Below are 25,727 nucleotides of genomic sequence, written 5' to 3'. Positions count from 1 at the left end.
GCGGATCATTCATGGACAAGTTATTACAAATTTGGCACAGCTCTGGCGTTTACCAGGTGCAGCCGGGCCAAGTCATAATGATGGCTGTGGGCTTATTGCTCCTGTATTTAGCCATCAAACGCAACTTTGAACCCTTGCTACTGATCCCTATTGGTTTTGGCGGCATATTAGCTAATATTCCTGGAGCAGGTTTAGCCGAGTCCGGTGGCATTCTTTACATGTTCTATTCTGTAGGTATAGAGACGGGAGCCTTCCCACTCATCATTTTTATGGGTGTGGGTGCTATGACGGATTTTGGCCCACTACTGGCTAACCCTAAAACGCTATTTTTGGGGGCAGCAGCACAGTTTGGTATCTTTGTAACGCTCATTGGTGCTGTGGGTTTGACTACCTTAGGGGTGATGGACTTTACCTTAGCCGATGCCGCCGCCATAGGTATTATTGGTGGTGCCGATGGTCCCACATCCATCTATGTGGCCAGTAAACTTGCACCTGACTTGTTGGGGGCTATTGCCGTGGCCTCATATTCTTACATGGCCTTGGTGCCTTTGATTCAGCCGCCTATTATGCGTGCCCTCACCACAGAAAAAGAGCGTCAGATAAAAATGGTGCAACTACGCCCTGTAGGTAAAGTTGAAAAAATTGTATTCCCATTGCTGTTGTTGTTCCTTGTAGCTTTTATGCTGCCAGACGCTGCGCCTCTATTGGGTATGTTCTGCTTTGGTAACCTCATGCGTGAATCTGGCGTAGTGGATCGTTTATCTGATACCACTCAAAATGCGCTCATTAACGTGGTGACTATCTTCTTAGGTTTGGCAGTGGGTTCTAAACTGTCGGCAGATAAATTCTTAGATTTAACTACCTTAGGCATCCTGTTGCTTGGTATGGTGGCGTTTGCAATTGGTACTGCTTCTGGTGTATTAATGGCAAAGGCCATGAATAAATTGACTGGCGGCGGTATTAACCCGTTGATTGGTTCAGCTGGTGTGTCGGCAGTGCCAATGGCCGCTCGGGTGTCTAACAAGGTTGGTTTAGAAGCCAATAACCAAAACTTTTTGTTAATGCACGCCATGGGCCCTAATGTGGCAGGTGTTATCGGCTCTGCCGTTGCAGCGGGCATTATGATTAACTACGTTGGCGGTGGGTAACTAATATGGGGCGTAGGATTAGCGACAGCGATCCAAGTGGCAAAAAGCCCTGTGCTTTTTGCCGCACTATGCGCGTGGTGGTGATTTTTGCCGTTATGGTGGTGATGCTTATGTTTTATGCCGATAAGCTGCACTGGTTAGAAGACATCGACTTCACTAGTTTGTTTGGTTATCTAGTAGTAGTGTTCTTTTTTACAGTGCTGGGTTATCGGGTATGGGACGAGTATGGCAGGCCTAAGCAATCTCTCGAAGACCTAGAAGCAAAGCGAGTGCAACGAGAGCAACAGTTTGATGAACTAGATGCCTTGGAAGCAGAACGTGCTGTGGTGGAGCATTCAGAGTTGCAACTAAGCGAGGAGCCTCAGGTAGAGGCTGATCATGGGGGTCACGAGTCTGAGTTAAGTCCACAACCCGAACAGTTGGACTTACTGGGTTTTTCTACGCAAAAGAAACCAGACTAGTTTGTAGCTTGTGGCTTACGGAGGTGTTTAATTGCTGGAATACCTAGGGCGAGCAGCCACATAGCAGTAGCAAATAGTTTTGCAGGAAATGATAATCCTTTATGATGCCATCTACCATTGGCTTCTAGAGCATCGGCAAGTGATAAACTTAGTAATAAGAATAGGCCGAAATATGGTCCCATAGTCTGCGTAAGCAAACTAACATCCAGTTGCTCATGATTACCTAAGGCGATCACCGTTAAAGGTATAAATATGTACAGCAACCAACCTAGACATAAAGTAATGGCATAACCTAAAACACCAGTAAGGCTAGATAACGGCCTATAGTGACTCATGCGCTGTAATAGCAGGAGCAAGCCATAGACTAAGAAACCAGCTATTGAGCAGGTTAACAAAAATGCCAACATGCCTAAAAAAACTTGTAAATAAATAGGCAAACCGCTAGTCCACTGGTTAAAATTAGTGACTGCGAGAATAAACTGACCCATGATAACGAGGCTCCTTTTTACCTTGATCCACTATGAATACTAACAGCAGCACGCCTGATTGTATGCAATGCAAGCACTTCTACGTTACTTGGGAAGCAAAATTCCCAAGAGGCTGCCGTTTGTTTGCGATTAAGTCCCGTCAATTGCCCATGATAGAGATCATGCGTATTGATGGCCATGCCTGCCGGGGTTATGCCCCAAAACCTGCACCACAACCCAAGGACATACCTTAAACCGCCTTATAAAGGGTTGTTATAAGCGGTTAGCGTTAGTTTCTTACTAACATAAACCGGAAAGAATCAACCTTTGCTTGTTTGCTAAAGTAGTGGCCGCGATAAAAAAACAACGACCAAGCCATCGAACGTATCCAGAAATTTGATTCATTGCTCCAGTAAACTTCGGGTTCTATACCTGAAAATACTCGGGTATTAATCGAAGGTGATTTGCAATCAGCCTCCACTAAACTGCTCATTTCGTCTATTTCTGGTACTCGCCAATCATCAAAACCTGCTAACTCTAGCGATGCAGCCCAAGCTTTTGCATCCTCATAGGGCAGTAATAATGGGCCACCTTGGCACTGTCCATCACCCCACACCTGACCGGCACCACAGCGAAACCAAGTAAGGCCTGTGAGTGGGTCTTGAACTAAGCCATTGTCCATTCGCTGATAATGGCCGTCAGTTTGATGGGTTGTGAAATATTCGCCACACTTGGGTGCTTTGTCTACAACCCCGTGGCTCAAGGGTGAACACGCAAGGGCAAGAAAAAAAGGTACCAATTTCATAGTTCCACCTCGTTTTATGTTATCTACTATCGACCAAGAATAAGGTAACTTAAACGGTATTAACCAAGAAGAATAAATTTGGCATTTAAGCACAACAAGGCTAAATATTTATTACACTTGGTCGATAATAGTGGATAGTATAGGAATTCTAGTATTCGTGGGTGCATATTTACCCTACTTTACCCCTCAAGAATTTATTAGTCATAAGCTGGTTGGAGATAAGAGAGATGGATTTAGCAACACTTATTGGATTTATTGCGGCTTTTGGAATCGTTGCCACTGGCATTCTTATGGGTGGTCCCATGGGTATGTTCGTTAATGGTGCTTCCATTTTTATTGTTGTCGCGGGCTCTTTGGCTGTGGTATTGATGCGCTCATCTTTGGGTGATTTTATTGGTGCGGGCGCCCTTGCTGGCAAAGCGTTTGCAGATAAAGTGGATAAGCCAGAAGACCTTATTGAGAAGGTAGTAGAGCTTGCAACTATTGCTCGCAAAGATGGCATGATTGCTTTGGAATCTCAGGAAGTGAAGAATGAGTTTCTAAATAAAGGTATGGGTATGTTAGTGGATGGTCAAGATAGCGCTGCTATTAAATCTGCACTCTCTACCGAGGCTGGAATGGCAATCCGAAGAGCTAAAGCGGGTGGTTCCATATTTGAGTCTTGGGGAGACTTTGCCCCAGCCATGGGGATGATCGGTACCTTGGTAGGCTTGGTACAAATGTTGGCTAATATGGGTGACCCAAAATCTATTGGCCCGGCCATGGCGGTAGCCCTGCTAACCACACTCTATGGTGCCGTTATTGCCAATATGATTGCCTTTCCTATTATGCAAAAGCTGGAGCAACGTTCGGAAGCTGATGCGATTAACAATGAACTTATTATTAAATCTCTGCTCTTCATCTCTGAAGGGGGTAACCCACGGGTTATGGAAGGTATGTTGCTTAGCTATTTGTCGCCTAAAGTGCGTGCTAAGTTAGAATCGGCTTCCTAATTGATTGTGGCGTAAGGAGATACGATCATGGCCGAAGAAAATACTGAAGAAAATACTGAAGAACAAGAGAATCCCAATGGGCCCGAAACTACTGCGGGTGAAGAAGGCACAGAAGAGGTTGTTGAGGCGGCGGCTCCTCCTGTAGAGGAAGAGGACGAAGAGGAGTGCCCCGTCTGTAAAAAAGGAGCCCCCCTGTGGATGGCAACCTTTGCCGACATGGCCACTTTACTGATGGCGTTCTTTGTATTAATTTTATCTTTCTCAGAGATGAAAACCCTCAAATACACTCAAATTGCTGGTTCCATGAAAAGTGCGTTTGGTGTGCAAAAAGACGTTAAGGTGCCTGATCCCCCAAAGGGCACAAGCCTGTTATCGCAAGAATTTAGCCCCACAGTTGCAGAAGCTTCTGTATTGGTGCAGGTGAAACAGCAGACCACTGATACTGCCCAAAAAGATTTGGAATTAAAAACTGAGAGCAAAAAGAAGGACTATGACGTTGATGCGGAGAAGGAGAAGGTGGAAATCGCCTTAGCAGAAGAAATTGCTAATGGTCAGGTTGAAGTGACTATTAAAGATAACGAGGTGGTGGTTGAACTGAAAGGTCCTGGCAGCGTTGGTGAGGCAGAACATGACAAAGAGCAAGGCTTTGTGCCTGATGCAACGGTAGAGCTGTACGCAAAGATCGCCGATGCTCAGCAGGCCACAGATGCTCCCATTAAAGTCCAAGATCAACAATCACAACAGCAGCAGGATGAAAAGGTATTACAGGAGCAACAGGAAGAGCAAGCTAAGCAGGAAGTCGCGAAACTCCAAGCTATCCTTTCAGATGCTGTGGCCCAAGGTTTAGCTGAAGTAGAGCAGGAAGGGACTAAGATTATTGTACGCCTCACAGAAAAAGGAGCTTTCCCTGGTGGTGGTGCACAGCTTAACCCTGATGCTTTGCCTATGATTAGAGCCCTAAGGGATACCATTAATAGTAATAAGGGTCAGGTTATTGTGACTGGGCATACGGATAACCGCCAAATAAGACCGGGTGGTGAATTCCCGAGCAACTGGGATTTATCAGCAGTACGTGCAGCGGCTGTGGCTGACTCTTTAAGTAGCTTAATGAAGATTCCTAGGGAGCGTTTATCTGTTGAAGGCATGGCGGATACCGCCGCTCTAAACGAGAACGCATCAGCTGCAGATCGAGCTCGTAACCGTAGGGTTGAAGTGGTGTTAGATATAGCGGGTGTAGAACAATAACAGAAAGCTATGTTAAGGCTTAGACAATAGCGTCGACAGAGGCGCGTTGTTCTGGCTTTTCCATGGCTTGATAAGCGGCTGCTGCTTGCTGGGTGCGTTGTATGGGTATGTCAGTGTAACTGTTTAAGCCGTCACTCCCTTTAGCGGGTTCTGCTTTAGCGCTAATAGTGAGTTGGCTAGTTCGCCAGGAAGAGGCCTCTAAATTGGCTTTTTGTCGGCTTTGGTCTGGTGCTTCTGAACGCGGTGCTGATTCTGTGACTTCTTCTGCCTTTGGGAAGGCATTTTGTGCACGCACTTTAGCTTCCTGATTAATAGCAGGTTGCTGCACAGCAGGTGAAATCGGAGTAGCGTTGCTTACGTTCATGCACACAGTTTAACAAATAATTAACCAATATAGCAAAAGGTGGGCAGATGATCGATAAAGGCTCCCAACCTCTAGCCCCTTCAAGTGGCGTAGCCAGACCGGGTGTTAACCTTGGTAATGGCCCAATACTGCCGTCTATAACCCTAATCAAGGGTCAAATAATAGAAGGTGTGGTGGTGCAATTGCAACCACGACTGTTGGTAGAAACATCCAGTAGTATCTTTAGTGCAGCCATCAGTTCTGCAGCCTATACCCTTGGGGAGCGCTTGTTGTTTAAAGTGTTGGACCCAGATTTGCACCCCCCACGTTTAGAGCTGTTACGCTCTGGGCAGTTGCCTGACTCACTACTAGCGCAACAAAGTGCATATTTACGTAGCCTGTTATACCGCCCCAATGGCCTTGCACCGCTGCAGCAATGGTTATCTAGCTACCTTTCCAACACTAACTTGCCATCAGCATTAGCAGCGCTATTGCAAAAATTTTGGCAGCTACCCAGTGCCCCAAAAGCCCTAGATATACAAAAGGCGCTGTTGATGAGTGGTTTGTTTAGTGAAAGCCGGGGTAAGGCAAAAACCCTAGCTGGCGCGATGATGGGGCCAGCAAAAGCCTATAACGACCTTAAAGCGTTATTGCAGTTGCTGGCATTAGAAGAAGGTTTGGAGCAACAGGTTAAGCCGTTATTAGAGGCATTACATTCAAGCCAAATAAAAAGCCTAGATGCACTCCTTAACAGCCAACTGTATTATCAATGGTTAATGCCCTGGTTTGAGCAGCAACACTTGTTGATCACCTTGCAGCAAAACCAACAGCAGCGTAGTCAAAAACAATGGTCTATTAGTCTCGCTCACCAGGGGCCAGAGCTGGGCACTTTGCACATAAATTTGCTGCTCACTCAGGGCATAACCGCTCGTGAGGCAACGGCTAGTTTACACTTTGCCAGTGATACTTCGTGGCTAGCGCCCTTGGTGAATAGCTCTAAGCACCAGTTGCACAGCGCGTTACAGCTTCACGGCATACAATTACAGCAAGTGAGTGTGGGCCCAATAGCAGAAACTGAGGGTAAAACCAATCCTAAAACGGCCCATACTATCCTGGATGTTCACGTATGAAAAAGCCATTACAAGCCATTGCCATAGAATATGGGAATAACCCAGTGCCTTTGGTTGTGGCCAAAGGTAAAGATGAGTTAGCGCAAAAGATTATTGATGCTGCGGTTGCTGCCGGAGTGCCTATCAAAAAAGATGAAGAGCTAACTGCATTATTAGGCTTACTTGATATTGACGAACAAGTACCGCGCTCGCTGTACACCTTAGTGGCAGAAGTGTTGGTGTATACTTATTGGCTTAAAGGCATGAAGCCTGGGGATGAAAAGACGGCCTGAATTAAGGCTTATTGGTGTAGGTCTAAGATGAGGCTAACCTCACCTTCTGTAAGGCCGCAAACATGTTGGATTTTCTCGCCAGACATGCCTTCTTTGGCCATACGTATGGCGTGTTCGTAATTGCTTTGACTTGGCACTTCTGAAGACAAGGTGCTGCTTGGGCTGGGTTGGTCCTTGATGCGATCTAGCAGTTGGCTGTTAGACTCTATTAAGCCGTAGATATCTTGTAATACTTGGTCCATGCGCTGTTGGCGTTGAGCGCCTAAAAACTGTAGTTTTTCTAGTTTGTTGTAGTCTTCTTGCTGTTCTATAAGCTGGTGGCCTAGATCTGTGAGGCGCCGCTGTAACTGCTGAGCGCCTTGGCGCTCTAACAAAAGGGTAATTAAGGTAGTCACTAAACCCAACAGGCCAATCACCGCTAGCACTAAAAATACCGGCAGCTGAGGATCATTCATTAAGGTGTTGTAAATGTCCATAAATACGATCTGCTATTTAAATGTAGGTGGGGCTAGTCTAACCACTAAGCCTTATCAAGGCTACGGCCTATATTAGACTTGAAGGCATTGCCTAAGTTATTGTAAAGATTTGTGCTGGTCACCGGACTGTTAAGCTCTAGGATTTCTAAGGCTTTACTGATGGATTCTAGCTTGGTGCGCATAAACAAATCACTGGTGCGGTGCAGTTTGTCACAGGCCTCCAATACATCCAACAACTGCTGCCACTGGGCCTGTTGTGGTTTAGGTAGGTGGTGGCTAAAGTTTTTGTCTTCTCTGTCGATACCCGCGTTAGTGCAAAACTGATTACGCAGCGCATCAAATAGTTGAATGGTTTGCACATCGTGCTGTTTGTGGACTTGAAGTTCCTGAAAAGCTTGTAAGTCACTGCTTTTCAGGTATTCGTACTCGAGGTTAAGGGTGCTTTGCAATTGCTGTGCATCGATAACGGCTTGGTTCAGGTGGCCATCAAATTCTTCTTGTAGTTGTGGCAGCAATCGCGGGTTATCCTTGAATTAGTTTTTCTAAGCTAGTCATTTTTTCAGCAATACGTGCGGTATCAACAGGGAACTCACCGTTTTCTAGGGCCTGTTTAATACGATCAACCTTCTTTTGGTTAATGTCGCTAACGTCTTTACTTGCTTGAGTCATACGTAACAAAGTTTGTGATTCCGGCGTGAATTTAGCCTGATCTGCTCCTTGGCTGGGGGCAGCTTTGGTTTGTTCTGTTGCGCGTTGGGTTTGCGCAGTTTGTGTTTGCTGCTGAACATCCTGAGTTTTTTGAGCAGACTTAGCCTGAGTATTATCTACTCGGGTAGTCGTCCCTCCCTGATGCTGATTGCTAATGTCGTTCATGTTGCACCTCTAACCTAATCTAACCTACTTTTCCAACTACGTAGTAGTCATCGGCAGAATTGGTAAAAACTTGAGCCCAAAATAGCATTCTTTTCATAAAAAATCTTAACTTTTACTAAAACACGGTCTAGCCACCTTAACGGCTAAGCTCAACATGGCCTTTAGCAATCACTATACCACGCTTAACTAGGCCGCTAGGAATCACTTTAACCTCAATCTTATCACCCAAATTGCCATTAGACAAAGCCTCAGCTTGGCTGGTGATTTGGTAGTTGTCTAAATTAATCTGTAGGCTTACTTCGCTGCCCTTAGTCACCAGATAAGCTTGGCGTAGCATGTCTTGGGTAAGGGGGGTGCCGCTAGCAATATGACGTTTGGTCACCCAGCCGACTAACGCTTCTTTGTGGTTAAACCCTGCTTGCCTGAGTTTGTGGTCTGGCACCCATGCCATAGTGAGGTCTTGGGCGATAAGTTCTCTACCCATGGTTAATGCCTGGCTGCTAATGACCACATGTTGTTGGCCTTCTACGTCATTTTGATCCAATAGTTTGCCGGCTTTAATATAACGTTTTGCCAACTGACCCAGTAATTGGTTTTTGTTGGTAACGGCATTAGGGCTGGTGGTGCGTGTAGATTCTTTGCTAGCCAATAAGTGTTTTGAGGCGATCACCTGGCCCTGAGAAATGTCCTCTGCCGCGCGCCATAGCAGTTGTAAATCCATAAAATCTATCGGGCTAAGCCAATGGCCCACATCTAACCGGCGCTTAACTTGTTTTCCAGTGGGGTTGGTCTCGCTGCCGATATAACTGCTGCTGGTACCCGTGTAGGTCACCAACACAACCTGGTTGGCATTGATAGTGCCTTGTTCTGCAATGGGGCTAACTAAACGCCAGGCTTGGGTGTTGGTTTGTACATTAATGGATAGATATAACAACCAGCTAGGTTTGTTATTGCTGTGGGTTTTTTCGCAAACCACCTTTACGGTTTTGTGGTTGTTAAAAGGCAGTGACACTTGCAGTGGGGTTTTACACAGGTGGTAACGGCTGCGCTCGTCGAGCTGAGTAATGCGTGCATGGCCACCCAACTCCTGTTGTGAAAATTGATTAATTGCTTGGTAGATGTCTTGATGGGCCTGCCATTGTGCGGCTTGAGTTGCCGTGGTAATTAGCCATAGGCAGGCCATCAATGGCATCCACTTGGGCTGCGTTAACTGGGTGGCAAGGCCTTGCCGCTTGTTGTTTTTTGGTGCTAAATCTGTCATAAAATAATTTCTAACATGATGAAAAGTAACAATTTTTTAATATTGGCATAATCGTTGCTTTAGTGAGTGTGTAGCAGGCATTTTAAGGCCTCTAAACAGTTAACAAAAGTAGCGAGCGATTATGAGCATTTTACAAAACCCACTAGGCATTCACGCCACCGCTTTAAAGCTGCGCGAACAGCGCATTGGCGTATTGGCTTCGAACATTGCCAACGTAGATACACCTAACTATAAGGCTCGTGATATAGATTTTAGCAGCGTAATGGCTACCACGGAAAGTAATAACATGCGCACTAGCCACGGTCGTCATATTGGCGTGAGTAACTACCAGGCGTTGCAGGGCGACAGCATGATTAAGTACCGCATGCCCAGCAGTGCCTCTTTAGATGGCAACACAGTGGAAGTTAACACAGAAAACAGCCTGTTTACAGAAAACTCGATGCGTTACCAGGCCACCAATACTTTCTTGAATAACCGAATTAAAGGTGTCATGAGTGCTTTGCGTGGCGAATAAGCCAAACCTAGCCCACTCATCGTAAACCAAAAGAGGACAGCACAATGTCAATGTTAACAGCCTTAAAGATTTCCAGTTCAGCCATGACCGCGCAGATGGTACGCATGAACACCACTGCCAGTAACTTAGCCAACATGGACGTTGTGGGTACTACATCGGAAGAAGCTTACAGAGCCAAAAAACCGATTTTTAAAACAGTAATGGAGACTCACACTAACAGTAACTTTGAAGCCAGTGTGAAAGTTAACGGCATCCATGTTAGCGATCGGGCTAACACCAAGCGTTATGACCCACAAAACCCTGCAGCTAATGATGACGGTTACGTGTTTATGTCTAACGTGAATTCTATTGAAGAAATGGTGGATATGACCAACGCCTCGCGCTCCTACCAAACCAACGTAGAAGTGATGAACGCCACCAAAAAAATGATGATGGCCACGTTGCAGCTGGGCAAGTAATGCCTTAGCTGGCTTAGCCAGCATAAGCATAGTAAGGAGGAAATGATGACAGCATCTAACTTAGCCAACATGGACGTTTTGGGTACTACAACGGATGAAGTGTGCAAAGCCAAAAACCCAATCTTTAAAACGGTGATGAAAAATCACACTAGCAGTAACTTTGAAGCCAGTGTGAAAGTTAACCGTATCCATGTTGGTGGCCTGGCTAATACTAAGCGTTATGACCCACAAAACTCAGCAGCTAGTAATGACGGTTATGTGTTCATGTCAAACGTTAACTCTATTGAAAAAATGGTGGATATGACCAACGTTTCACGTTCCTACAAAACCAACGTAGAAGTGATGAACGCCACCAAGAAAATGATGATGGCCACGTTACAGCTTGGTATGTAATGCCTTAGCCAGCGTAGCCAGCATAAGCATAGTAAGGAGGAAATGATGACAGCATCAATTAGCTCGGTACCCGAAAGTTTTAGGACCTTGGAATCGACTCAACAAAAAGAAATTAAACGCACCTCGACGTTAGGGCAAGAGGACTTTTTGAAGTTGCTCATGACCCAGTTGCAAAACCAGGACCCAATGAAGCCCATGGATAACGGTGAATTCATGGGCCAGATGGCACAGTTTTCTACCGTGCAAGGCATCACCGAAATGGGTGAATCCGTCGACAATCTAGTGGGTATCTACCAGGGGCAGCAGTTGAGTAACAATGCCTCCATGATTGGTAAACAAGCACTGGTGGATGGTAACTGGGCGCAACTAAAAGGTGGAAAACTTGGTGGCGCCATAGATCTTACGATGGCAGCTAACGACCTTCGCATTGATATTAAGTCTGAAAGTGGTGAAGTAATGACCAGCTTAGGGCTAGGTTCGAAAATGGCTGGCTCCCAAGAATTTGCCTGGGATGGCATCAAACATGATGGCACCGTAGCACCTGAAGGGAGCTATTACCTTAGCGCCTCCGCCGTAAGAGATGGCGTAACCACGGTACCGCCAATGCAGGTGTATGGCACAGTAAATAGTATTCAGCTCAAGGGTGGTGAGGTCACACTCAATGTCTCTGGGCAAGGTAATGTCAGTTTTGACAGTGTTAAGCGCATCAGCCAGTAGGCAGTTAGCGTCACTTAAATGTAATTAACTAAAAGTAATTAATAGTAATTAATAGTAACTAAAAGGGGATCGACTTATGTCATTCTATACTTCACTAACAGGCCTAAACGCGGCGCAAGCACAATTAGGTATCACATCAAACAACGTATCCAACGTAGGTACTGTGGGTTTTAAGAAATCCCGTGCTGAGTTTGGTGACATATTTGCTACCTCACCCTTGGAAAACGCGTCTAGCGCCATCGGCCAGGGTGTGCTTTTGAAGAAAGTAAACCAGCAGTTTAGTCAGGGTAACATTGAGTTCTCTACTAACTCCTTAGACTTGGCGATTTCTGGCCAGGGTTTCTTTGCCTTAAAGCCAAGCCAAACATCTAACCAAACAGTGTACACACGAGCAGGTTCTTTTAGTGTAAACAACGACCGGTATGTAGTTGACTCCTCTGGTCAGTACTTACAAACCTTCCCGGTGAACGATGACGGCTCGGTAATTGCGACAGGTTTGGGTTCTGCTAAATCTCTGCAGTTGCCCTCAACTGCCGGCTTACCCCAACCCTCTTCACAGATTGAATTGGGTCTAAACTTACCAGCGGGTGCGGCAATATTGCCTGAGTCTGCCACTTACACGACCGATAACCCATACAGCTTTGATCGTAATGACAGTGACACGTTCAACAAGTCAACGTCGATCACAGTATACGACTCTTTAGGTAACCCTCACATTGCGACGGTTTATTACGTTAAAACCAGTTCGGCAACAGAGATCAACCCTACCAACAAGTGGGACACGAAAATCTTTATCGGTGATAAAGAGCTAGACCCGTCGATCATTGCGGCAAAAAATGACAAGAGCGAAACCCAGTACATGAATAAGTTTGGGCAAATTAGTACCAACCCTGCAGCCATCGACCCCACATTTAACGCGGCGGCTGCACACCCTCTATACTTTAATGATGACCAACAAACCACGGTGCCGTCATCTCCTGGTGCCACCACGGGTGGTTACATGACGCGTGCGACCGTAGGACACGACTTCGGTTCTACAGACAGCACTAAAGTCACGATTGTGAAGCCTACTGCAGAAGTCGACACCTATGGCTTTACAGCAGATATAGTTGCAACGGGAACAGTTTCCTTTGCCCACACAACTGACAGTGTCACAACGACGTACACTCAGCCCTTTATTACCAGCCACAATGCCACTTTGGACGCTCTGGTGACCAAAATTAATGCGGGCGAAACTGATTTTAAGGCCGCTCGAGTAGACGGTAAAGTCACTTTAACGGCATATAATAGTACAGCCATACCCCCACAGACGGTTACAGGCTTTACAGCCGGCTCTACTGCCCTGGCTTTGAGTGGTGTTAAGGAAGTCGATACTGTTACCTTTGGTGCTTCTGTCGCTTCTGGCGGCACCTTAAAATACAACTATGGTGGCACGACCTATTCAAAGGCCTTTGATACGGACGCAGCAACTACAATTGCCGGTCTTGTAACATTGATAAACGCTGGTGAAACTACGGTGACTGCAGCTGCAGTTAGTGGAAGTGCCACAACTTTCACCATCACTAAAGTAGATGGAAGTGACACACAGATGACTAAAGGCACCGTTGGTGGTACCGCGTCAGGAACTGGTACCGCGGAAGTGGATACTATTACCCTCGGCGCTGCTGTCGCCGCTAGCGGTAGCGTATCCTACACCTATGCTGGCACGACCTATACCCAGGCCTTTGCTACGGATGCGGCTACTACAATTACTAACCTTGTGGCGTTGATCAACGCAGGTACTGATCCGATTACTGCAGCTGCAACTAGCGGTACAGTGTTCACCATAACTAGCGATATGAAAAGTAGCACCCAGATGACCAAGGGCACCATTGGTGGCACAACTAACGGTTCTATTGATCTTACCATTACAACTGCAGACACGACCGCTGGTGTAGGCCTTACCGCCACAACAGCAGACACAACCGTTGGTAGTTTAATTATCCCAACAGCTGATTCTGCAGGCTGGCCTACAGAAGGTGGTGGAACATTTAGTGGTAGTAACTTCGTAACTGTGTCAGTAGATGGTAGTAATACTCAAACCATTGATATTGCTGCTGGATCATATACTGGTACTGAACTTGCAACATTAATGACCCTTAACCTTAACGCCAAGTTTGGCGATGAAAAAAGCTATAAGATGCCCACTACTACTGCGGACCGTACCATTACCCTAGAGCTGCAAGACAGCCTTGGTAATGACATCAACAAAGCCATGGGTCCAGAGGTGGACACTTTTACTTTCAACAGGGATCTTGTTGTTGGTGAAAACGTGACCTTCGCCATCGGTAGCAATACTTACACCCAGGCCTTTGACTCCAATAACACTAAGACCCTGGACGCATTGGCAGTCAAAATCAATGCTGGCGAATCAGCGTTTGATATCAAGCGTGTCGATAAAACCCTTGTGATGGCCGCCCGTTCAAGTACTGCCCTAGGTTCGGTAACAATTGGTGGATCCGTCACAGCAACCAAAGCTGATACAGCTGCTTCTACTGGAACGGAAACCACCGACTTAACGATTGTCGTTGATCAGTATCAAGAAAATACCACTAACTTCAGCCGCACCCAACTGGTCGCTAATGTTCAGGCTAAGGTCGATGCAGTGACTTACATAGGCACTGATAGTGTTGCCCATAAGGGTTTACCTTTGACTGTTGGTTATGACCTTAAAACTAGGGCCCTAACGTTTACGCCGACTGATGCCACTTACGGCAGTATTAAGGCGTCTTCACCAAGTTCTGTGGCAGCCTTTGGCTTAGACAGCGCAACAGCGACCTTCTCTTCTGTAGGTGATGCGTTTAGCGGTGGACAAATCGTGCCAACGGGTGCGGTCTCCCTAGACGCTAAGCAACAGCGCACTGGTTTATTGGTAACTTACAGTAAGGACGCCCATAAGTTCTCATTCTCATCAGGTACCACAGGTGAGGCATCCAAGATTTCTGTAGGTGTTCCTTCAGGCACTGCCGCTACTGGTGGCACCAGCCATCTCTTGGGTATTGGCGCAACCTATGCCACTGAAGTTAAAAATACTATAGGTACAGGCCTTGCCTCTACCGCTGGTATAGTAACCGGCAGCAAGGCAGGTGTAGACATTACGGGTACTTTCTCTGTGACCACTAATGACAACAGCATCAGTGTGACCATAGACGGCGTAGACGGCACCGTAGTTGTGCCGCCTGCTGCCTACACAGGTCATACCTTTGCCACAGCCATCCAGGATCGTGTTAATTTGATCCAGCATACGGACGGTCGCCAAGTGAACGATGTATCAGTTAAATTTGACCAAACAAGCCAAAGCTTTACCGTAACTTCAGGTACTGTGGGCGCAACCTCGTCGGTGAACATAAACGGCCACTCCAACTGGGGCTTTGATACCACCACTCAAACCAGGGGCGTAGTGCCAGCGGTAACGGTTGTGACTCAAGCGACAGATACGGAGGGTAACTTGTTGTACATTGACCAAGCGGGTAAACAAACCACAGCGAAGCCCGATGCAACGCCATCGTGGACCCCCATCTATCTAGATAAGGGTGAGCTGACTTTTGATACCTACGGTAAGCTGATCTCACCCAAAGAGGGTGTGGCTTACTCACCGTTTGACCCGAGTAACGGTTCTGACTTGTTAACCTTGGGCGTAGACTACGGTAAGTTCTCTACCCAGTATTCTGCACCGTTCTCTGTGTTATCTTTGTCTCAGGATGGTTACCCATCAGGCCAGTTAGACGGCTTGGATATTGACTCAGGCGGTGTTGTACGAGCCAACTATACCAACGGTACTCAGGTGGCCCTAGGTAAGTTAATGATGGCCAACTTCGCTAACCCGAACGGTTTGAAGCAGGTGGGTAACGCCAACTTCAAATCCACCACTAACTCAGGTGCAGCCGACTTAGGTGAGGCGGGATCTGACGGTTTTGGTGCCATACAGGGTGGTGCCTTAGAGCGAGCCAACGTGGACTTGACGGAAGAGCTGGTGGCCTTAATCACTGCTCAACGTAACTTCCAGGCCAACGCTAAGGCCATTGAGACCTCAAGTAGCTTAACCCAAACCATTATCAACATTAGGGGATAATTGTTTTAAGCTAAAAAAGCTGCTGCTTAACCCCAGCAGCTTTTTTGTGCCTGTTATTTGCTATCACTGCCTAGGCACCTAGTCGCTGCAGTTCCATCAAGGGCGGTTCGGTGGCTTATGTGACAAATTGGCATTGATATTGCATTAGCTATGACAAGAAGGAGAAGTTCATGAAAATTTGCCGTATTTTTGCCATATTTGCCACCATTCTGGTGGCTCACATTGCTACCCTTGCCCATGCTGATCGTGTGAAAGATCTGGCCGAAGTGGCCGGTGTGCGTGATAACCAACTGATTGGTTATGGTTTGGTTGTGGGTCTAAATGGCACGGGTGACGGTAAAATGTCGTTTACCAGCCAAAGCATGACGTCGATGTTGGCACGGTTTGGGGTAAACCTAAGCGACACCCTTTCTAACTTCGATGGCTCAACCACACGTAATACGCTAGAGCTCAAAAACGTAGCGGCGGTAATGATTACTGCTGACTTGCCCGCTTTTGCCAAGCCCGGTCAGCGTATTGATGTGACTGTATCGACTATTGGTGCAGCCACTAGTTTACGCGGCGGCAGCTTAATCATGTCCCGCCTTTTGGCTGTAGATGGTGAGGTCTATGCCTTGGCTCAGGGTGCCCTAGCCGTAAGCGGCGTTAGTGCAGCTGGTGCTGGCACGACAGCTACTGTCAATGTTCCGACAGTAGGTCGAATACCTTCTGGTGCTACCGTAGAAAAAATGGTTGAAACGCCTTTCTCTACCAGTGAATACATTGTCCTTAACTTAAAAAATTCTGATTTCACGACTAACCGTCGACTAGCCAACTCAATTAACGACACCTTTGGTCCAGGTACTGCGACCGCCTTGGATGCCGTTTCTACGCGCATCTTAGCGCCTGCAGAAATCAACCAGCGGGTGAGCTTTCTTTCCATGATAGAAAACCTAGAGGTGGAGCCGGCCTCACCGCCAGCTCGTGTGGTGGTGAATTCTCGAACCGGCACAGTGGTGATTAGTCGTAACGTTAAAGTAGACGCAGCGGCAGTAACCCATGGGGGCATTACCGTAACAGTGAAAACCAATAACGAAGTGAGCCAGCCAGGGGACTTTGCTAAAGTTGGTGAGACCACAAAGGTAGCCAATGCTGACGTTAATATTGATGAAAAAGCCAACAACATGTTTTTGTTCACCCCAGGTATAGAGCTACAAGACATTGTAGACGCTGTCAACGCTGTAGGGGCTACACCCAGCGCCTTGGTGTCTATCCTGCAGGCCCTTAAACGAAGTGGCAGCCTGCGTGCTGATTTAATCGTTATTTAGTTTAGCTGGTCACAGTGACCACCAACTGACTACCGCAAACCGCCAACGAGGCAACACCATGACCGTAAATACCACACAACATGCCAGTAACTACAACGACTTCACGGGTTTAGCAAACTTGCGTACCCAGGCCCAGCATGATCAAAAAGCGGCACTGGATGAAACGGCACAACAATTTGAAGCCTTGTTTATACAGATGATGCTGGCAGAAATGCGTAAATCCATCCCTAAGGATGGGATGTTTGATTCTCAAGCAGTGCAAACCTATCAAGACATGGCCGACAAACAGGTGTCGTTAGATATGTCTAAGCGTGGTGATTTTGGCATAGCTAATGTGATTAAAGCGCAGTTTGAGCGCCAGGGCATGGCCATGCCAGCTGAGCAATTGTTAAAGCTTAGGAGCGCTAACCAATCCTTTGATGTGCAATCGCTAATATCTGGCATGCCTCTTGCAGGTAGTATGAATACAGCGCTGGAATTGCCGGTTTTCCGCCAGCCAGCCTTTAATATAGAGCGGCAAGATCCTGCCGCTATGTTGTTAAACGCTAAATAAGGGCGCTAAAACGCTTTTTTAAACACCATAGAAACAGCTAACGGAACTAAATAATGGCCGATTTATTATCAACAGGTATCTCTGGAGTGCGCACTTATCAGCGCGCTTTAGCGACTGTGGGTAATAACATTGCCAACGTAGATACTGAAGGTTACAACCGACAGCGTATAGAGATTTCAGAAAACACGTCTTCTAACGAAGGTTCTTTAAACATTGGTAACGGCGCTAGGGCTGTTCGAGTTCAGCGCAGTTATGATAGTTTTGTTGTAGAAAACCTAAGAAGTAGTCAGTCACAGCTCTCTAAACATGCATCTACTCTAGAATATGTCACCCAGCTAGAAAATATTCTGGCCGACAAACAACTCAGCCTGTCCAGCTCCTTGGATGGGTTCTTCTCAGCGGTACAAGAAGTGAGCCTTTCACCTTCTTCTGTGGCTGCACGTCAAAACATGCTTAACGTGGCAAAAGCCACCGTGTCCCAATTTAGTTCTGTGGGCACACAGTTGACCCGTATAGAAGAAGACTCCTATAACGATATGAAAGGCAAAGTGAATGCACTTAATCAATTTGCTGGCCAACTTGCAAGGATCAACTCTTCGTTAAACCGTGTTAACAATATAGATAAACAACCCGGTGAATTGCTGGATCGTAGGGATACATTAATTAAAGACATGTCTAAGTTGCTACGTGTTACTGCAGTAGAAAAAGTAAACGGCGTGGTGGATGTTCATATCGGTGATGTGGCTTCTGGCCAATACCTAGTGCAAGGCACTAAAGGTAGTAGTTTAGGGGTTCAACGAAGTACTACTAACGCTGATGAAGCAACATTGGTTTTAAACCCACACATGAGCCCAGAAAAAGTGCACCAGTTGCTGGGCGGCAGTATTACAGGCATTTCAGAATTTAGACAGAATTCCTTAACAACGTTGAGAGATGAACTAGATACCTTGGCCCAAGTGTTTGTGGGTGAAGTGAATAAGGTCCACGCCTTGGGTATTAATGCCCATGGAACTTTTGGTGGTGAACTGTTCTCGTTGGGTAATGTTTATTCGGTGACTCCAGGCCTTAACACTGGCTCTGGGTTTGTGACCGTAAGCGCAGTGCCAGATGCGAAGATCGAAAAACTCACCATGGCCCTCAGCTATTCCGACAGCACAAAGAATTGGACACTAACCGACACGGCTAGCGAAACAACTGTAAGTGGCACCTCAGAGCTCACTATGGGTGGTATTAAAGTCACCCTTACGGGTGTGCCTAAAGATGGCGATACCTTTAGTTTAAAGTCTAACAAACGCCCTATTGATGCTCTGCAAGTTTCGGTGACAAACCATTTGAATATTGCCGCCGGTGGCGCCGTTTCTGTGGCTCGCGCCAGCACCAATACGAGTATTAGCCGAGTCATACTAAACAGTTATAGCAAACCTGCAGCCCCTGTGGCCGACACTAGCATGGACACAGCATTGCGTAATAATATTTCCCAAGTGGCCGCATCCACAATCACACCCAGTAATAACCTGGCCTTTGTTATCCCAGCCAATACCCAAAATAGTCAGTTTTATAGCACTGACAGTGGCAGTGCAGCGGCCCTGGAAGTAGACACCATTACCCTTAGTGCTGCGGTTGCTTCTAGCGGTAGCGTATCCTACACCTATGCTGGCACGACCTATACAAAGGCTTTTGATACGGACGCAGCAACTACAATGAGTGGGCTTGTGGCCGCGATAAATGCTGGTGCAGCTGGATCAACGGTGACTGCGGCTGCCGTTAGCGGCACAGTCTTCACCATCACTAAAGACGCTGGAAGTGGTACACAGATGACCAAAGGCACCATTGGTGGCACCTCTAACGGCTCTACCGAGCTTACCATTACAACGGTAGACACAACCGCTGGTGTAGATAACACTGTACAAATGCAGGTATTTACCCGAGAAGGTAAACAAATTTATGGCAGCGCTTTAAATAGCTCTGAGCAATCATCATTGCTTACTACTGCTAATGGTTTTAGTACCAATGCTGCCTATGACAGCACCTACAACAACCAAACTGGCAGCAATGCCTACATGGATGCCAACGTAACTGTAACTAACCCTACATCAGGTGACACGCGAGATTACTTCGCCATGGCAGGTAGCCTAAAAGAGGACCTGTTGGTATTCGTTACGGGTAGTGGTTCTGCAGAAGTGAGTGGCCAGTGGGGGAGTTTGGCCACCGTGGACTTGCGGGATCAGCTGCGCCAAAACATTGACGTTCAATTTGCTGCAGACGCCTCCACTTACGTGTTAAAGGATGTAACTACAAACACCAATATCGCCAGCGGTACGTTTACCGCTGGCAGCACCATAGAACACAACGGTTGGAAAGTTTCTTTTGATGGCGTCATCAAAGCCAACGATAAGTTTAGTATACGAGGCAACACCTACCAAGCGGGCGACAACCGCAATTTGCTTAACATCATAGACCTGCAGGGCAATAAAGACATTTTTAGTGGCCGAGGCGATTTTACAGAAGTGTATACAGACGTCATCGGTAATTTAGGTAACAGCGTAGTGCAGTCGGCAGTAAGCCGCGATGCACAGCAAATAATTTTTGATCAGGCACAGGCGAAGCGAGACGAAACGTCTGCTGTGAGTTTGGATGAAGAAGCGGCCGATCTGCTTAGGTTTCAGCAAGCATACCAAGCCTCTGCACAGATAATTAGTACAGCTAATAAGCTGTTCGATACGATATTGGGGATTGGATAGTAATGTGTCCTAAGGAAACAAAATGCGTATAACACAAGTCGGTTTTTATAACCAAGCCACCCAACAAATGGGTAATCAGCAAGCCAAAGTGTTTGAGACCCAAGCGCAGCTGTCGTCTGGTAAAAAGATATTAAGGCCCTCAGATGACCCGGCCCTGGCTACGGCTATTAACAACCTTAAGTCACAAATGGATGTTAACCAGCGGTACCTTACCAACTTGACTCGCATGGAGGACACCTTAAAAATGCAAGAGGCCTCTGTGAGCAGCTCGATAGAAGTGGTATCACGAATTAAAGAGCTCAGTGTACAAGCGGCTAACGACACCTACAGTGCTGCAGACCGGAAGAGTATAGCGATAGAAGTTAAAGAGCTCATCAGTTCATTAGCAGACTTAGGCAACATGCGCGGCACCGATGGTGCTTATTTATTTTCGGGTTACAGCCAAAATACAGCCCCGTTTTCGGAGTCGTCTCTAGGCGTAGTTACCTACACCGGCACTGCAGACCATCAAAAAGTATTGGTGGATGAAGGCCGCAGCATGCAAATAGGCATGCCAGGCTCAGAGCTGTTTGGTAGTTTGCAGCATTTAAATAGCACCACAGGTGTTACAAGCAATATAGATATGTTTACCGCTTTGGGCGCAATGTACCAAGCCCTAGTGACCAACGACTCAGACGCCGTTAGAGCTAATTTAGATAAAGTCTCTAGTGTGCACGAACACATTACCATACAGCAATCTAACATTGGATCGCGTATGAAACGCGTAGACACCTTAACCCATGCGATAGAAGACAGGGATTATACCTACAAAACCCTGCAATCTAGTATGGAAGACTTGGATTACGTAGAAGCCGCATCGCGGTTAAAGAATCAAACACTTGCCCTCCAGGCAGGACAACAAACATTCGCTCAATTGAGCGGACTAAGCTTATTTAAATATATCCGCTAAGCGGAAAAGTGCCTACAACGATGGGCAAAGAAAGGGAGTAGTTATTATGGCTATGGTCATTAATTCAAATATCGCGTCATTGACGTCGCAGCGACACCTGTCGCAATCGCGTAATGATATGGAAGTGGCAATGGAACGAATGTCCTCGGGCAGTCGTATCAACTCTTCTTGGGATGACGCAGCAGGTTTAGCTATCGGTAACCGTATGACGTCGCAGATCGAAGGCTTAAACCAAGCCATTCGTAATGCCAACGACGGTATATCTTTAGCGCAAACGGCAGAAGGTGCGCTAGAGGCGCACTCGGGTATATTGCAGCGTATGCGCGTACTGGCCGTGCAGTCTGCCAACGATACCTATTCCGCATTGGACAGGAAAACCCTCAATAACGAAGTCGTTCAGCTTAAAGAAGAGCTTAACCGAGGTGTGTCTCAGGCTACATTTAACGGCCAAAAAATCTTAGATGGCACTAATACTGGCTTTACCTTTCAGGTAGGTCATACTGCCACAGACACGGTTACCGTAGCCCTAGCTGACATGTCAGGTAGTAAAATTGGCACCCAAACATGGGCAGACAAGTCTGGTGTTACCGCGCCAACGACTGTCTCAGATGTTACAGGCATTACTACAGCAGTTCCTGAAGTGGATACCTATACCACAGGAACAGCGGTCTCCAGTGGCAACATATCCTTAGCCTACGATGGCACCACCTACACAGTGGCCTTTAATGGTAGTTCAACGCAAACGTTGACCGACCTTGCAACAGCCATAAACGCTGGAGCTGCTGGGTCAACGGTTACTGCGGCTGGAACAGGTGCTACGACATTTACCATTACAGCCGATGTTGGAAGTGCGACACAGATGACCAAAGGCACCGTTACTGGTGGTGGTACAATTACTACTGCAGACACAACAGTTGGTGTGGGGCTCCGCGCTGAACAAGAAAGCTACGACTTAAGTAGCATTACCTTGGCGATAGGTGATCGAATTAGCTTAACAATAGGCTCCAAAACCTACACCCAAGACTTTGCTACTGACCAAGCCACCACCATTAGTGCCTTAGGTGCATTAGTGGTGAATGGTGAATCTGGTTACGTCAGTAAAGCTGTAACTAGTGGTAAATTAGTATTCACTGGCGCTGCCGCTGGCACCGCCATGGCCGCTGCTACTATGAAAGTAGAGACTGGAAGTGTTTCAGCTGCTAATAGTGTCGATGACGTACTTGTCACCGACAGCGCCAGCGCCAAAGCGTCTCTTCTCGTACTGGATAACGCTCTAGAAATGATGGCCGACTTCCGATCTAGATTGGGCGCGTCATCTAACCGAATGTTCCATACTGTAGACAATCTCATGAACGTGTCAGAAAACACTTCTGCTGCCCGTTCACGAATCATGGATGCGGACTTCGCCAAAGAATCTGCCGACCTAGCCAAGAGCCAGGTACTGCAAAAAGCTGGCACCGCTATGCTTGCTCAAGCTAATGCCTCAACCCAAGACATATTGAACCTGCTTAAGTAGGTTCTCGTCTTTGGTTGGTGGCAAATCACCAACCCAAAACCCTTTCTTTGAAGTACCCTATTACCCCTAGCCTAAAACACTAGGGGGATTTTTTCCTTTCTGTTATTTTCGAAAGCTGTCATCCAGAGCCAAGCACAGCTATCCTAAACCTTTAAGCCCCGCAAGAACTCAGCAAACTCCTCTCCAATTGTCTCGTGCCTGAGTGCATGCTCCACATAAGCCATAGCTAAGCCCAACTTATCACCACAATCAAAAGTGCGATCAGCAATATGGTAGGCCTCAATAGCGCCGCCAGCTGCCAAATACGCAGCAATGGCATCTGTTAACTGAATTTCATTACCCACACCAGGTGCAGTCGCAGCCAGCTGCTTCCATACATTTCTGTGCAATACATAGCGTCCAGTAATGGCTAAGTTACTAGGCGCATCTTCCACAGCTGGCTTTTCCACCAGGGCTTGAATGCGAGCAAATTCACCATTGTTTAAACCACTGCCATTCACATCCACCACGCCAAAACTAGAGACCTGCTCCTTAGGCACTGGGTTAACCATAATCTGGCAAGCTGCATTATCATTAAAGCGCTGTACCATAGCGGCAAGGTTATCTTGGGCGGGGTTAGAGTTAAGGTTATCAACTAACACATCAGGCAACACCACCACAAAGTCATCATCACCAATGACAGGTTTAGCACTTAAAATAGCATGGCCTAAACCTAACGCCTTACCTTGACGAATGTGCATAATATTCACCCCAGGAGGCGTGATTGAGCGAACCTCATCCAACAACTGCCGCTTAACCCGTGTCTCCAAAGTAGATTCCAACTCAAATTGCGTATCAAAATGATTTTCAATGGAATTTTTACTGCCGTGGGTCACCAGCACAATGTCCTTGATCCCAGCTGCTGCAATTTCATCCACAATGAACTGAATCATGGGTTTATCCACAATGGGCAGCATTTCCTTTGGAATGGCCTTAGTGGCGGGTAACATGCGGGTACCCAAACCGGCTACGGGTATAATTGCTTTCATAATGTCCTTTTACTTTACTTTATTGCGGCCCAAGAGAAACGGTGCAATCTAGTCTAACCATATTCAAGGCGCAGTTTAACGCTTACAATAACCACTGCCAACATAAAATAGAATCCCAGACCAAAAAGACCTCCATGAGCCAATTTTTCCAAATCCATCCAGAATCCCCCCAACCCCGTCTAATCAAACAAGCAGCAGACATTATCCAAAAAGGCGGCGTGGTGGTATACCCCACAGATTGCGCCTACGCCATAGCCTGTCACCTAGGCGACAAAAAAGCCGTAGACCGCATCAAACAGATACGCCAACTAGACGACAAGCATCATCTCACCTTAGTGTGTGAAGACCTAAGCCAAATTGCCACCTATGCCAAAGTAGATAATGAAGCCTATAGAATACTAAAGTCCCACACCCCAGGCGCTTACACCTTTATTCTAAAGGCTAGCAAAGAAGTCCCCAAAAAACTCCTCCACCCTAAAAAGAAAACCATAGGCCTGCGCGTACCAAACAATGTCATCGCCTTAGCGCTGTTAAAGGAGTTGGGTGAACCCATGCTCAGTAGCTCGTTAATACTGCCCAATGAAGAGCTGCCTTTAACCGATCCATACGACATCAGGGCCACCTTAGAGCAAAGCCTAGACTTAATCATAGATGGCGGCTACTGCGGCATGGAAGTCACATCATTAGTGAGCTTAGTCGACGGTGAAGTTGAAGTACTGCGCCAAGGCATGGGCGATACAGCCAACTTCACATAGCCCAATCCAGTCTCTCTAACAGCATTGCGAGGAGAAAAGCCACTTGTCGATCAACCGCCAACCTAAAATTAGGAATATTTCCTAGATAATTAGGCGTATGATAGTTTAATTAGTTAAATGGGGTATGCATGATAACAATAATGCATTGGATGACCAAAAATTTAGTGCGTTTTGGCTCTCGAGATACTGCGTGTTAGGAGTAATGAATGAACATTACTAATTGGCTGTTGCTTCAGGTGAAGCCTAAGCAAGAAACTAGGGCGCTGGAAAACCTGCAGCGCCAAGGTGGCGAGTGTTATTGCCCTCAAATATGCATAGAAAAGCTCAGCCGTGGTAAGCGAATTCAAGCTGAAGAAGCCTTGTTTCCGGGGTATTTATTCATTAACGTGCAACCAGAGCGAAACGGCTTAACCTATACAAACATCCGCTCTAGCCGTGGTGTAAGTAAAATAGTTAGTTTTGGGGCAGAGCCAATAAAAGTGCCAGAAACCCTTATTGCACAAATCAAACACCGTGAACAAGCCGATTCAATCGGCATCCTTGCTAAGGACTTGCCTCAAGCAGGCGATAACATCAATATTACAGAAGGCCCTTTTAGAGGCTTAAAAGCAGTATTCAGTCATACCGATGGTATTCAACGGTCCATTGTATTAATTAATTTGTTAAATCAGCAAGCCCCCACATCATTAGCTAACACCCAAATCAAAAAGCTCGCATAAATAATTTAATCCACGATTAATAGTGTGCTAATATAGTTTGAGTGTTCATTAGTTGAACGCGGTTGAGAAACGCCACCGCAAATACCATAAGTGACCGGGTAGGGCGGTAGCGTGTCCGAAAACTACAAACTACAAACTGAAAACCTGGATCATGCCCACAGAAACTCACCTAAAAATACTCAAACACATACAGGCCAATCCAGATGTCTCGCAACGACAATTGGCAGAAGAGTTAGGTGTAAGTGTTGGTAAAGTGAATTACTGCCTAAGAGCTTTAATTAATAAGGGCTTTGTAAAGGCAGGTAACTTCAAACGTAATACAGATAAACTCAGTTATTTATACCTACTAACTCCTAGAGGTATAGAAGAAAAAGCCAGTTTAACCGCAAACTTTTTAAAACGTAAAATTGCGGAACATGAAAAAATAACTCAAGAGATAGAGCAGCTTAAACAAGATGCTCGATCAATATAATCCAGTCATTGCGATTAGACC

28 protein-coding genes are annotated in these 25,727 nt (G+C 46.5%); 20 read left to right on the top strand and 8 right to left on the bottom strand.

Translation table 11 applies throughout. The annotated features are described in order from the left end of the window. The first annotated feature begins 11 nt into the window (after positions 1–11). Both ABXT70_RS10315 and ABXT70_RS10310 read left to right on the top strand, forming a co-directional pair. The gene (locus ABXT70_RS10315) at positions 12–1,148 is read left to right on the top strand and encodes a sodium ion-translocating decarboxylase subunit beta (protein ID WP_443640407.1); all 1,137 of its coding nucleotides are present in this window, start codon (positions 12–14) and stop codon (positions 1,146–1,148) included. Positions 1,149–1,153: 5 nt separating this feature from the next. Further along, positions 1,154–1,609 (top strand): hypothetical protein, encoded by a 456-nt coding sequence (locus tag ABXT70_RS10310; RefSeq protein WP_443640406.1) that lies wholly within the window; start codon positions 1,154–1,156, stop codon positions 1,607–1,609. Here the strand turns inward: ABXT70_RS10310 and ABXT70_RS10305 are convergent. Next, positions 1,606–2,097, bottom strand: coding sequence for a hypothetical protein (locus tag ABXT70_RS10305; protein ID WP_443640405.1), 492 nt, complete (start codon positions 2,095–2,097; stop codon positions 1,606–1,608). The genes ABXT70_RS10310 and ABXT70_RS10305 overlap by 4 nt on opposite strands. A gap of 32 nt (positions 2,098–2,129) precedes the next feature. On the opposite strand from ABXT70_RS10305, the gene ABXT70_RS10300 reads away from it, so the two are divergent. Next, the gene (locus tag ABXT70_RS10300; RefSeq protein WP_443640404.1) at positions 2,130–2,330 is read left to right on the top strand and encodes a hypothetical protein; all 201 of its coding nucleotides are present in this window, start codon (positions 2,130–2,132) and stop codon (positions 2,328–2,330) included. A 35-nt stretch (positions 2,331–2,365) separates the two neighbouring features. On the opposite strand, the gene ABXT70_RS10295 is transcribed toward ABXT70_RS10300, so the two are convergent. Beyond that, positions 2,366–2,881: an Lcl C-terminal domain-containing protein gene (locus ABXT70_RS10295; protein ID WP_443640403.1), complete on the bottom strand. Its 516-nt coding sequence runs from the start codon at positions 2,879–2,881 to the stop codon at positions 2,366–2,368. A 227-nt stretch (positions 2,882–3,108) separates the two neighbouring features. Here ABXT70_RS10295 and ABXT70_RS10290 point away from each other — a divergent pair, with 227 nt between their 5' ends. Together ABXT70_RS10290 and ABXT70_RS10285 are read left to right on the top strand one after the other, a co-directional pair. Further along, entirely contained in the window at positions 3,109–3,873 is a 765-nt protein-coding gene (locus ABXT70_RS10290) for a MotA/TolQ/ExbB proton channel family protein (RefSeq protein WP_443640402.1), read from the top strand. 27 nt (positions 3,874–3,900) lie between these two features. Continuing rightward, positions 3,901–5,118, top strand: coding sequence for a flagellar motor protein MotB (locus ABXT70_RS10285; RefSeq protein WP_443640401.1), 1,218 nt, complete (start codon positions 3,901–3,903; stop codon positions 5,116–5,118). Between the two features lie 19 nt (positions 5,119–5,137). Here the strand turns inward: ABXT70_RS10285 and ABXT70_RS10280 are convergent, their stop codons facing one another. Further along, positions 5,138–5,482, bottom strand: a complete 345-nt coding sequence (locus ABXT70_RS10280) for a hypothetical protein (RefSeq protein WP_443640400.1) — start codon at positions 5,480–5,482, stop codon at positions 5,138–5,140. A gap of 47 nt (positions 5,483–5,529) precedes the next feature. Here ABXT70_RS10280 and ABXT70_RS10275 point away from each other — a divergent pair, with 47 nt between their 5' ends. Both ABXT70_RS10275 and ABXT70_RS10270 read left to right on the top strand, forming a co-directional pair. Then, entirely contained in the window at positions 5,530–6,591 is a 1,062-nt protein-coding gene (locus tag ABXT70_RS10275) for a flagellar hook-length control protein FliK (protein WP_443640399.1), read from the top strand. Next, positions 6,588–6,863, top strand: coding sequence for an EscU/YscU/HrcU family type III secretion system export apparatus switch protein (locus ABXT70_RS10270; RefSeq protein ID WP_443640398.1), 276 nt, complete (start codon positions 6,588–6,590; stop codon positions 6,861–6,863). Before ABXT70_RS10275 ends, ABXT70_RS10270 begins: the two co-directional genes overlap by 4 nt. A gap of 8 nt (positions 6,864–6,871) precedes the next feature. On the opposite strand, the gene ABXT70_RS10265 is transcribed toward ABXT70_RS10270, so the two are convergent. The 4 genes from ABXT70_RS10265 to flgA form a co-directional block, all read right to left on the bottom strand. Then, positions 6,872–7,339, bottom strand: coding sequence for a DUF2802 domain-containing protein (locus ABXT70_RS10265; RefSeq protein ID WP_443640397.1), 468 nt, complete (start codon positions 7,337–7,339; stop codon positions 6,872–6,874). Positions 7,340–7,383: 44 nt separating this feature from the next. Beyond that, positions 7,384–7,854: a flagellar export chaperone FlgN gene (gene flgN, locus ABXT70_RS10260; RefSeq protein WP_443640396.1), complete on the bottom strand. Its 471-nt coding sequence runs from the start codon at positions 7,852–7,854 to the stop codon at positions 7,384–7,386. Between the two features lie 7 nt (positions 7,855–7,861). Further along, a complete protein-coding gene (gene flgM / locus ABXT70_RS10255) occupies positions 7,862–8,212 on the bottom strand; it encodes a flagellar biosynthesis anti-sigma factor FlgM (RefSeq protein WP_443640395.1) in 351 nt (116 codons plus the stop codon). Positions 8,213–8,348: 136 nt separating this feature from the next. After that, positions 8,349–9,473, bottom strand: coding sequence for a flagellar basal body P-ring formation chaperone FlgA (flgA, locus tag ABXT70_RS10250; RefSeq protein ID WP_443640394.1), 1,125 nt, complete (start codon positions 9,471–9,473; stop codon positions 8,349–8,351). Between the two features lie 121 nt (positions 9,474–9,594). Here flgA and flgB point away from each other — a divergent pair, with 121 nt between their 5' ends. From flgB to ABXT70_RS10200, 10 genes are all read left to right on the top strand, one after another. Continuing rightward, positions 9,595–9,987: a flagellar basal body rod protein FlgB gene (flgB, locus tag ABXT70_RS10245; RefSeq protein ID WP_443640393.1), complete on the top strand. Its 393-nt coding sequence runs from the start codon at positions 9,595–9,597 to the stop codon at positions 9,985–9,987. Between the two features lie 44 nt (positions 9,988–10,031). Next, entirely contained in the window at positions 10,032–10,445 is a 414-nt protein-coding gene (gene flgC / locus ABXT70_RS10240) for a flagellar basal body rod protein FlgC (protein ID WP_443640392.1), read from the top strand. 42 nt (positions 10,446–10,487) lie between these two features. Next, positions 10,488–10,838, top strand: coding sequence for a flagellar basal body rod protein FlgC (locus tag ABXT70_RS10235; protein WP_443640391.1), 351 nt, complete (start codon positions 10,488–10,490; stop codon positions 10,836–10,838). Between the two features lie 42 nt (positions 10,839–10,880). Further along, positions 10,881–11,555, top strand: a complete 675-nt coding sequence (locus tag ABXT70_RS10230) for a flagellar hook assembly protein FlgD (RefSeq protein WP_443640390.1) — start codon at positions 10,881–10,883, stop codon at positions 11,553–11,555. A gap of 76 nt (positions 11,556–11,631) precedes the next feature. After that, positions 11,632–15,666, top strand: a complete 4,035-nt coding sequence (locus tag ABXT70_RS10225; protein ID WP_443640389.1) for a flagellar hook-basal body complex protein — start codon at positions 11,632–11,634, stop codon at positions 15,664–15,666. A 170-nt stretch (positions 15,667–15,836) separates the two neighbouring features. Further along, on the top strand, positions 15,837–16,973 hold the full coding sequence (locus ABXT70_RS10220; RefSeq protein ID WP_443640388.1) for a flagellar basal body P-ring protein FlgI: 1,137 nt from the start codon (positions 15,837–15,839) through the stop codon (positions 16,971–16,973). 58 nt (positions 16,974–17,031) lie between these two features. Then, on the top strand, positions 17,032–17,526 hold the full coding sequence (locus ABXT70_RS10215; protein WP_443640387.1) for a rod-binding protein: 495 nt from the start codon (positions 17,032–17,034) through the stop codon (positions 17,524–17,526). A 53-nt stretch (positions 17,527–17,579) separates the two neighbouring features. Continuing rightward, positions 17,580–20,267, top strand: coding sequence for a flagellar hook-associated protein FlgK (gene flgK, locus ABXT70_RS10210; protein WP_443640386.1), 2,688 nt, complete (start codon positions 17,580–17,582; stop codon positions 20,265–20,267). A gap of 22 nt (positions 20,268–20,289) precedes the next feature. Further along, positions 20,290–21,216, top strand: coding sequence for a flagellar hook-associated protein FlgL (gene flgL, locus ABXT70_RS10205; protein ID WP_443640385.1), 927 nt, complete (start codon positions 20,290–20,292; stop codon positions 21,214–21,216). Positions 21,217–21,262: 46 nt separating this feature from the next. After that, positions 21,263–22,732 carry a flagellin N-terminal helical domain-containing protein gene (locus ABXT70_RS10200; RefSeq protein ID WP_443640384.1) on the top strand — a complete coding sequence of 490 codons (1,470 nt, stop codon included), beginning with the start codon at positions 21,263–21,265 and terminating at the stop codon, positions 22,730–22,732. A gap of 143 nt (positions 22,733–22,875) precedes the next feature. Here ABXT70_RS10200 and galU read toward each other — a convergent pair whose 3' ends face one another. Beyond that, positions 22,876–23,760, bottom strand: a complete 885-nt coding sequence (gene galU / locus ABXT70_RS10195; RefSeq protein WP_443640383.1) for a UTP--glucose-1-phosphate uridylyltransferase GalU — start codon at positions 23,758–23,760, stop codon at positions 22,876–22,878. 134 nt (positions 23,761–23,894) lie between these two features. Between galU and ABXT70_RS10190 the strand changes: the two genes are divergently transcribed. From ABXT70_RS10190 to ABXT70_RS10180, 3 genes are all read left to right on the top strand, one after another. Then, on the top strand, positions 23,895–24,515 hold the full coding sequence (locus ABXT70_RS10190; RefSeq protein WP_443640382.1) for an L-threonylcarbamoyladenylate synthase: 621 nt from the start codon (positions 23,895–23,897) through the stop codon (positions 24,513–24,515). Positions 24,516–24,721: 206 nt separating this feature from the next. Next, positions 24,722–25,234 carry a transcription/translation regulatory transformer protein RfaH gene (gene rfaH / locus ABXT70_RS10185; RefSeq protein ID WP_443640381.1) on the top strand — a complete coding sequence of 171 codons (513 nt, stop codon included), beginning with the start codon at positions 24,722–24,724 and terminating at the stop codon, positions 25,232–25,234. Positions 25,235–25,385: 151 nt separating this feature from the next. Next, positions 25,386–25,706 (top strand): MarR family EPS-associated transcriptional regulator, encoded by a 321-nt coding sequence (locus ABXT70_RS10180; RefSeq protein ID WP_443640380.1) that lies wholly within the window; start codon positions 25,386–25,388, stop codon positions 25,704–25,706. Positions 25,707–25,727 lie beyond the last annotated feature (21 nt).

The sequence above is a fragment of the Candidatus Njordibacter sp. Uisw_039 genome, assembly GCF_047730075.1.
GTDB lineage: Bacteria > Pseudomonadota > Gammaproteobacteria > Pseudomonadales > Balneatricaceae > Njordibacter.
This window is presented reverse-complemented; position numbering and strand designations above follow the sequence as displayed.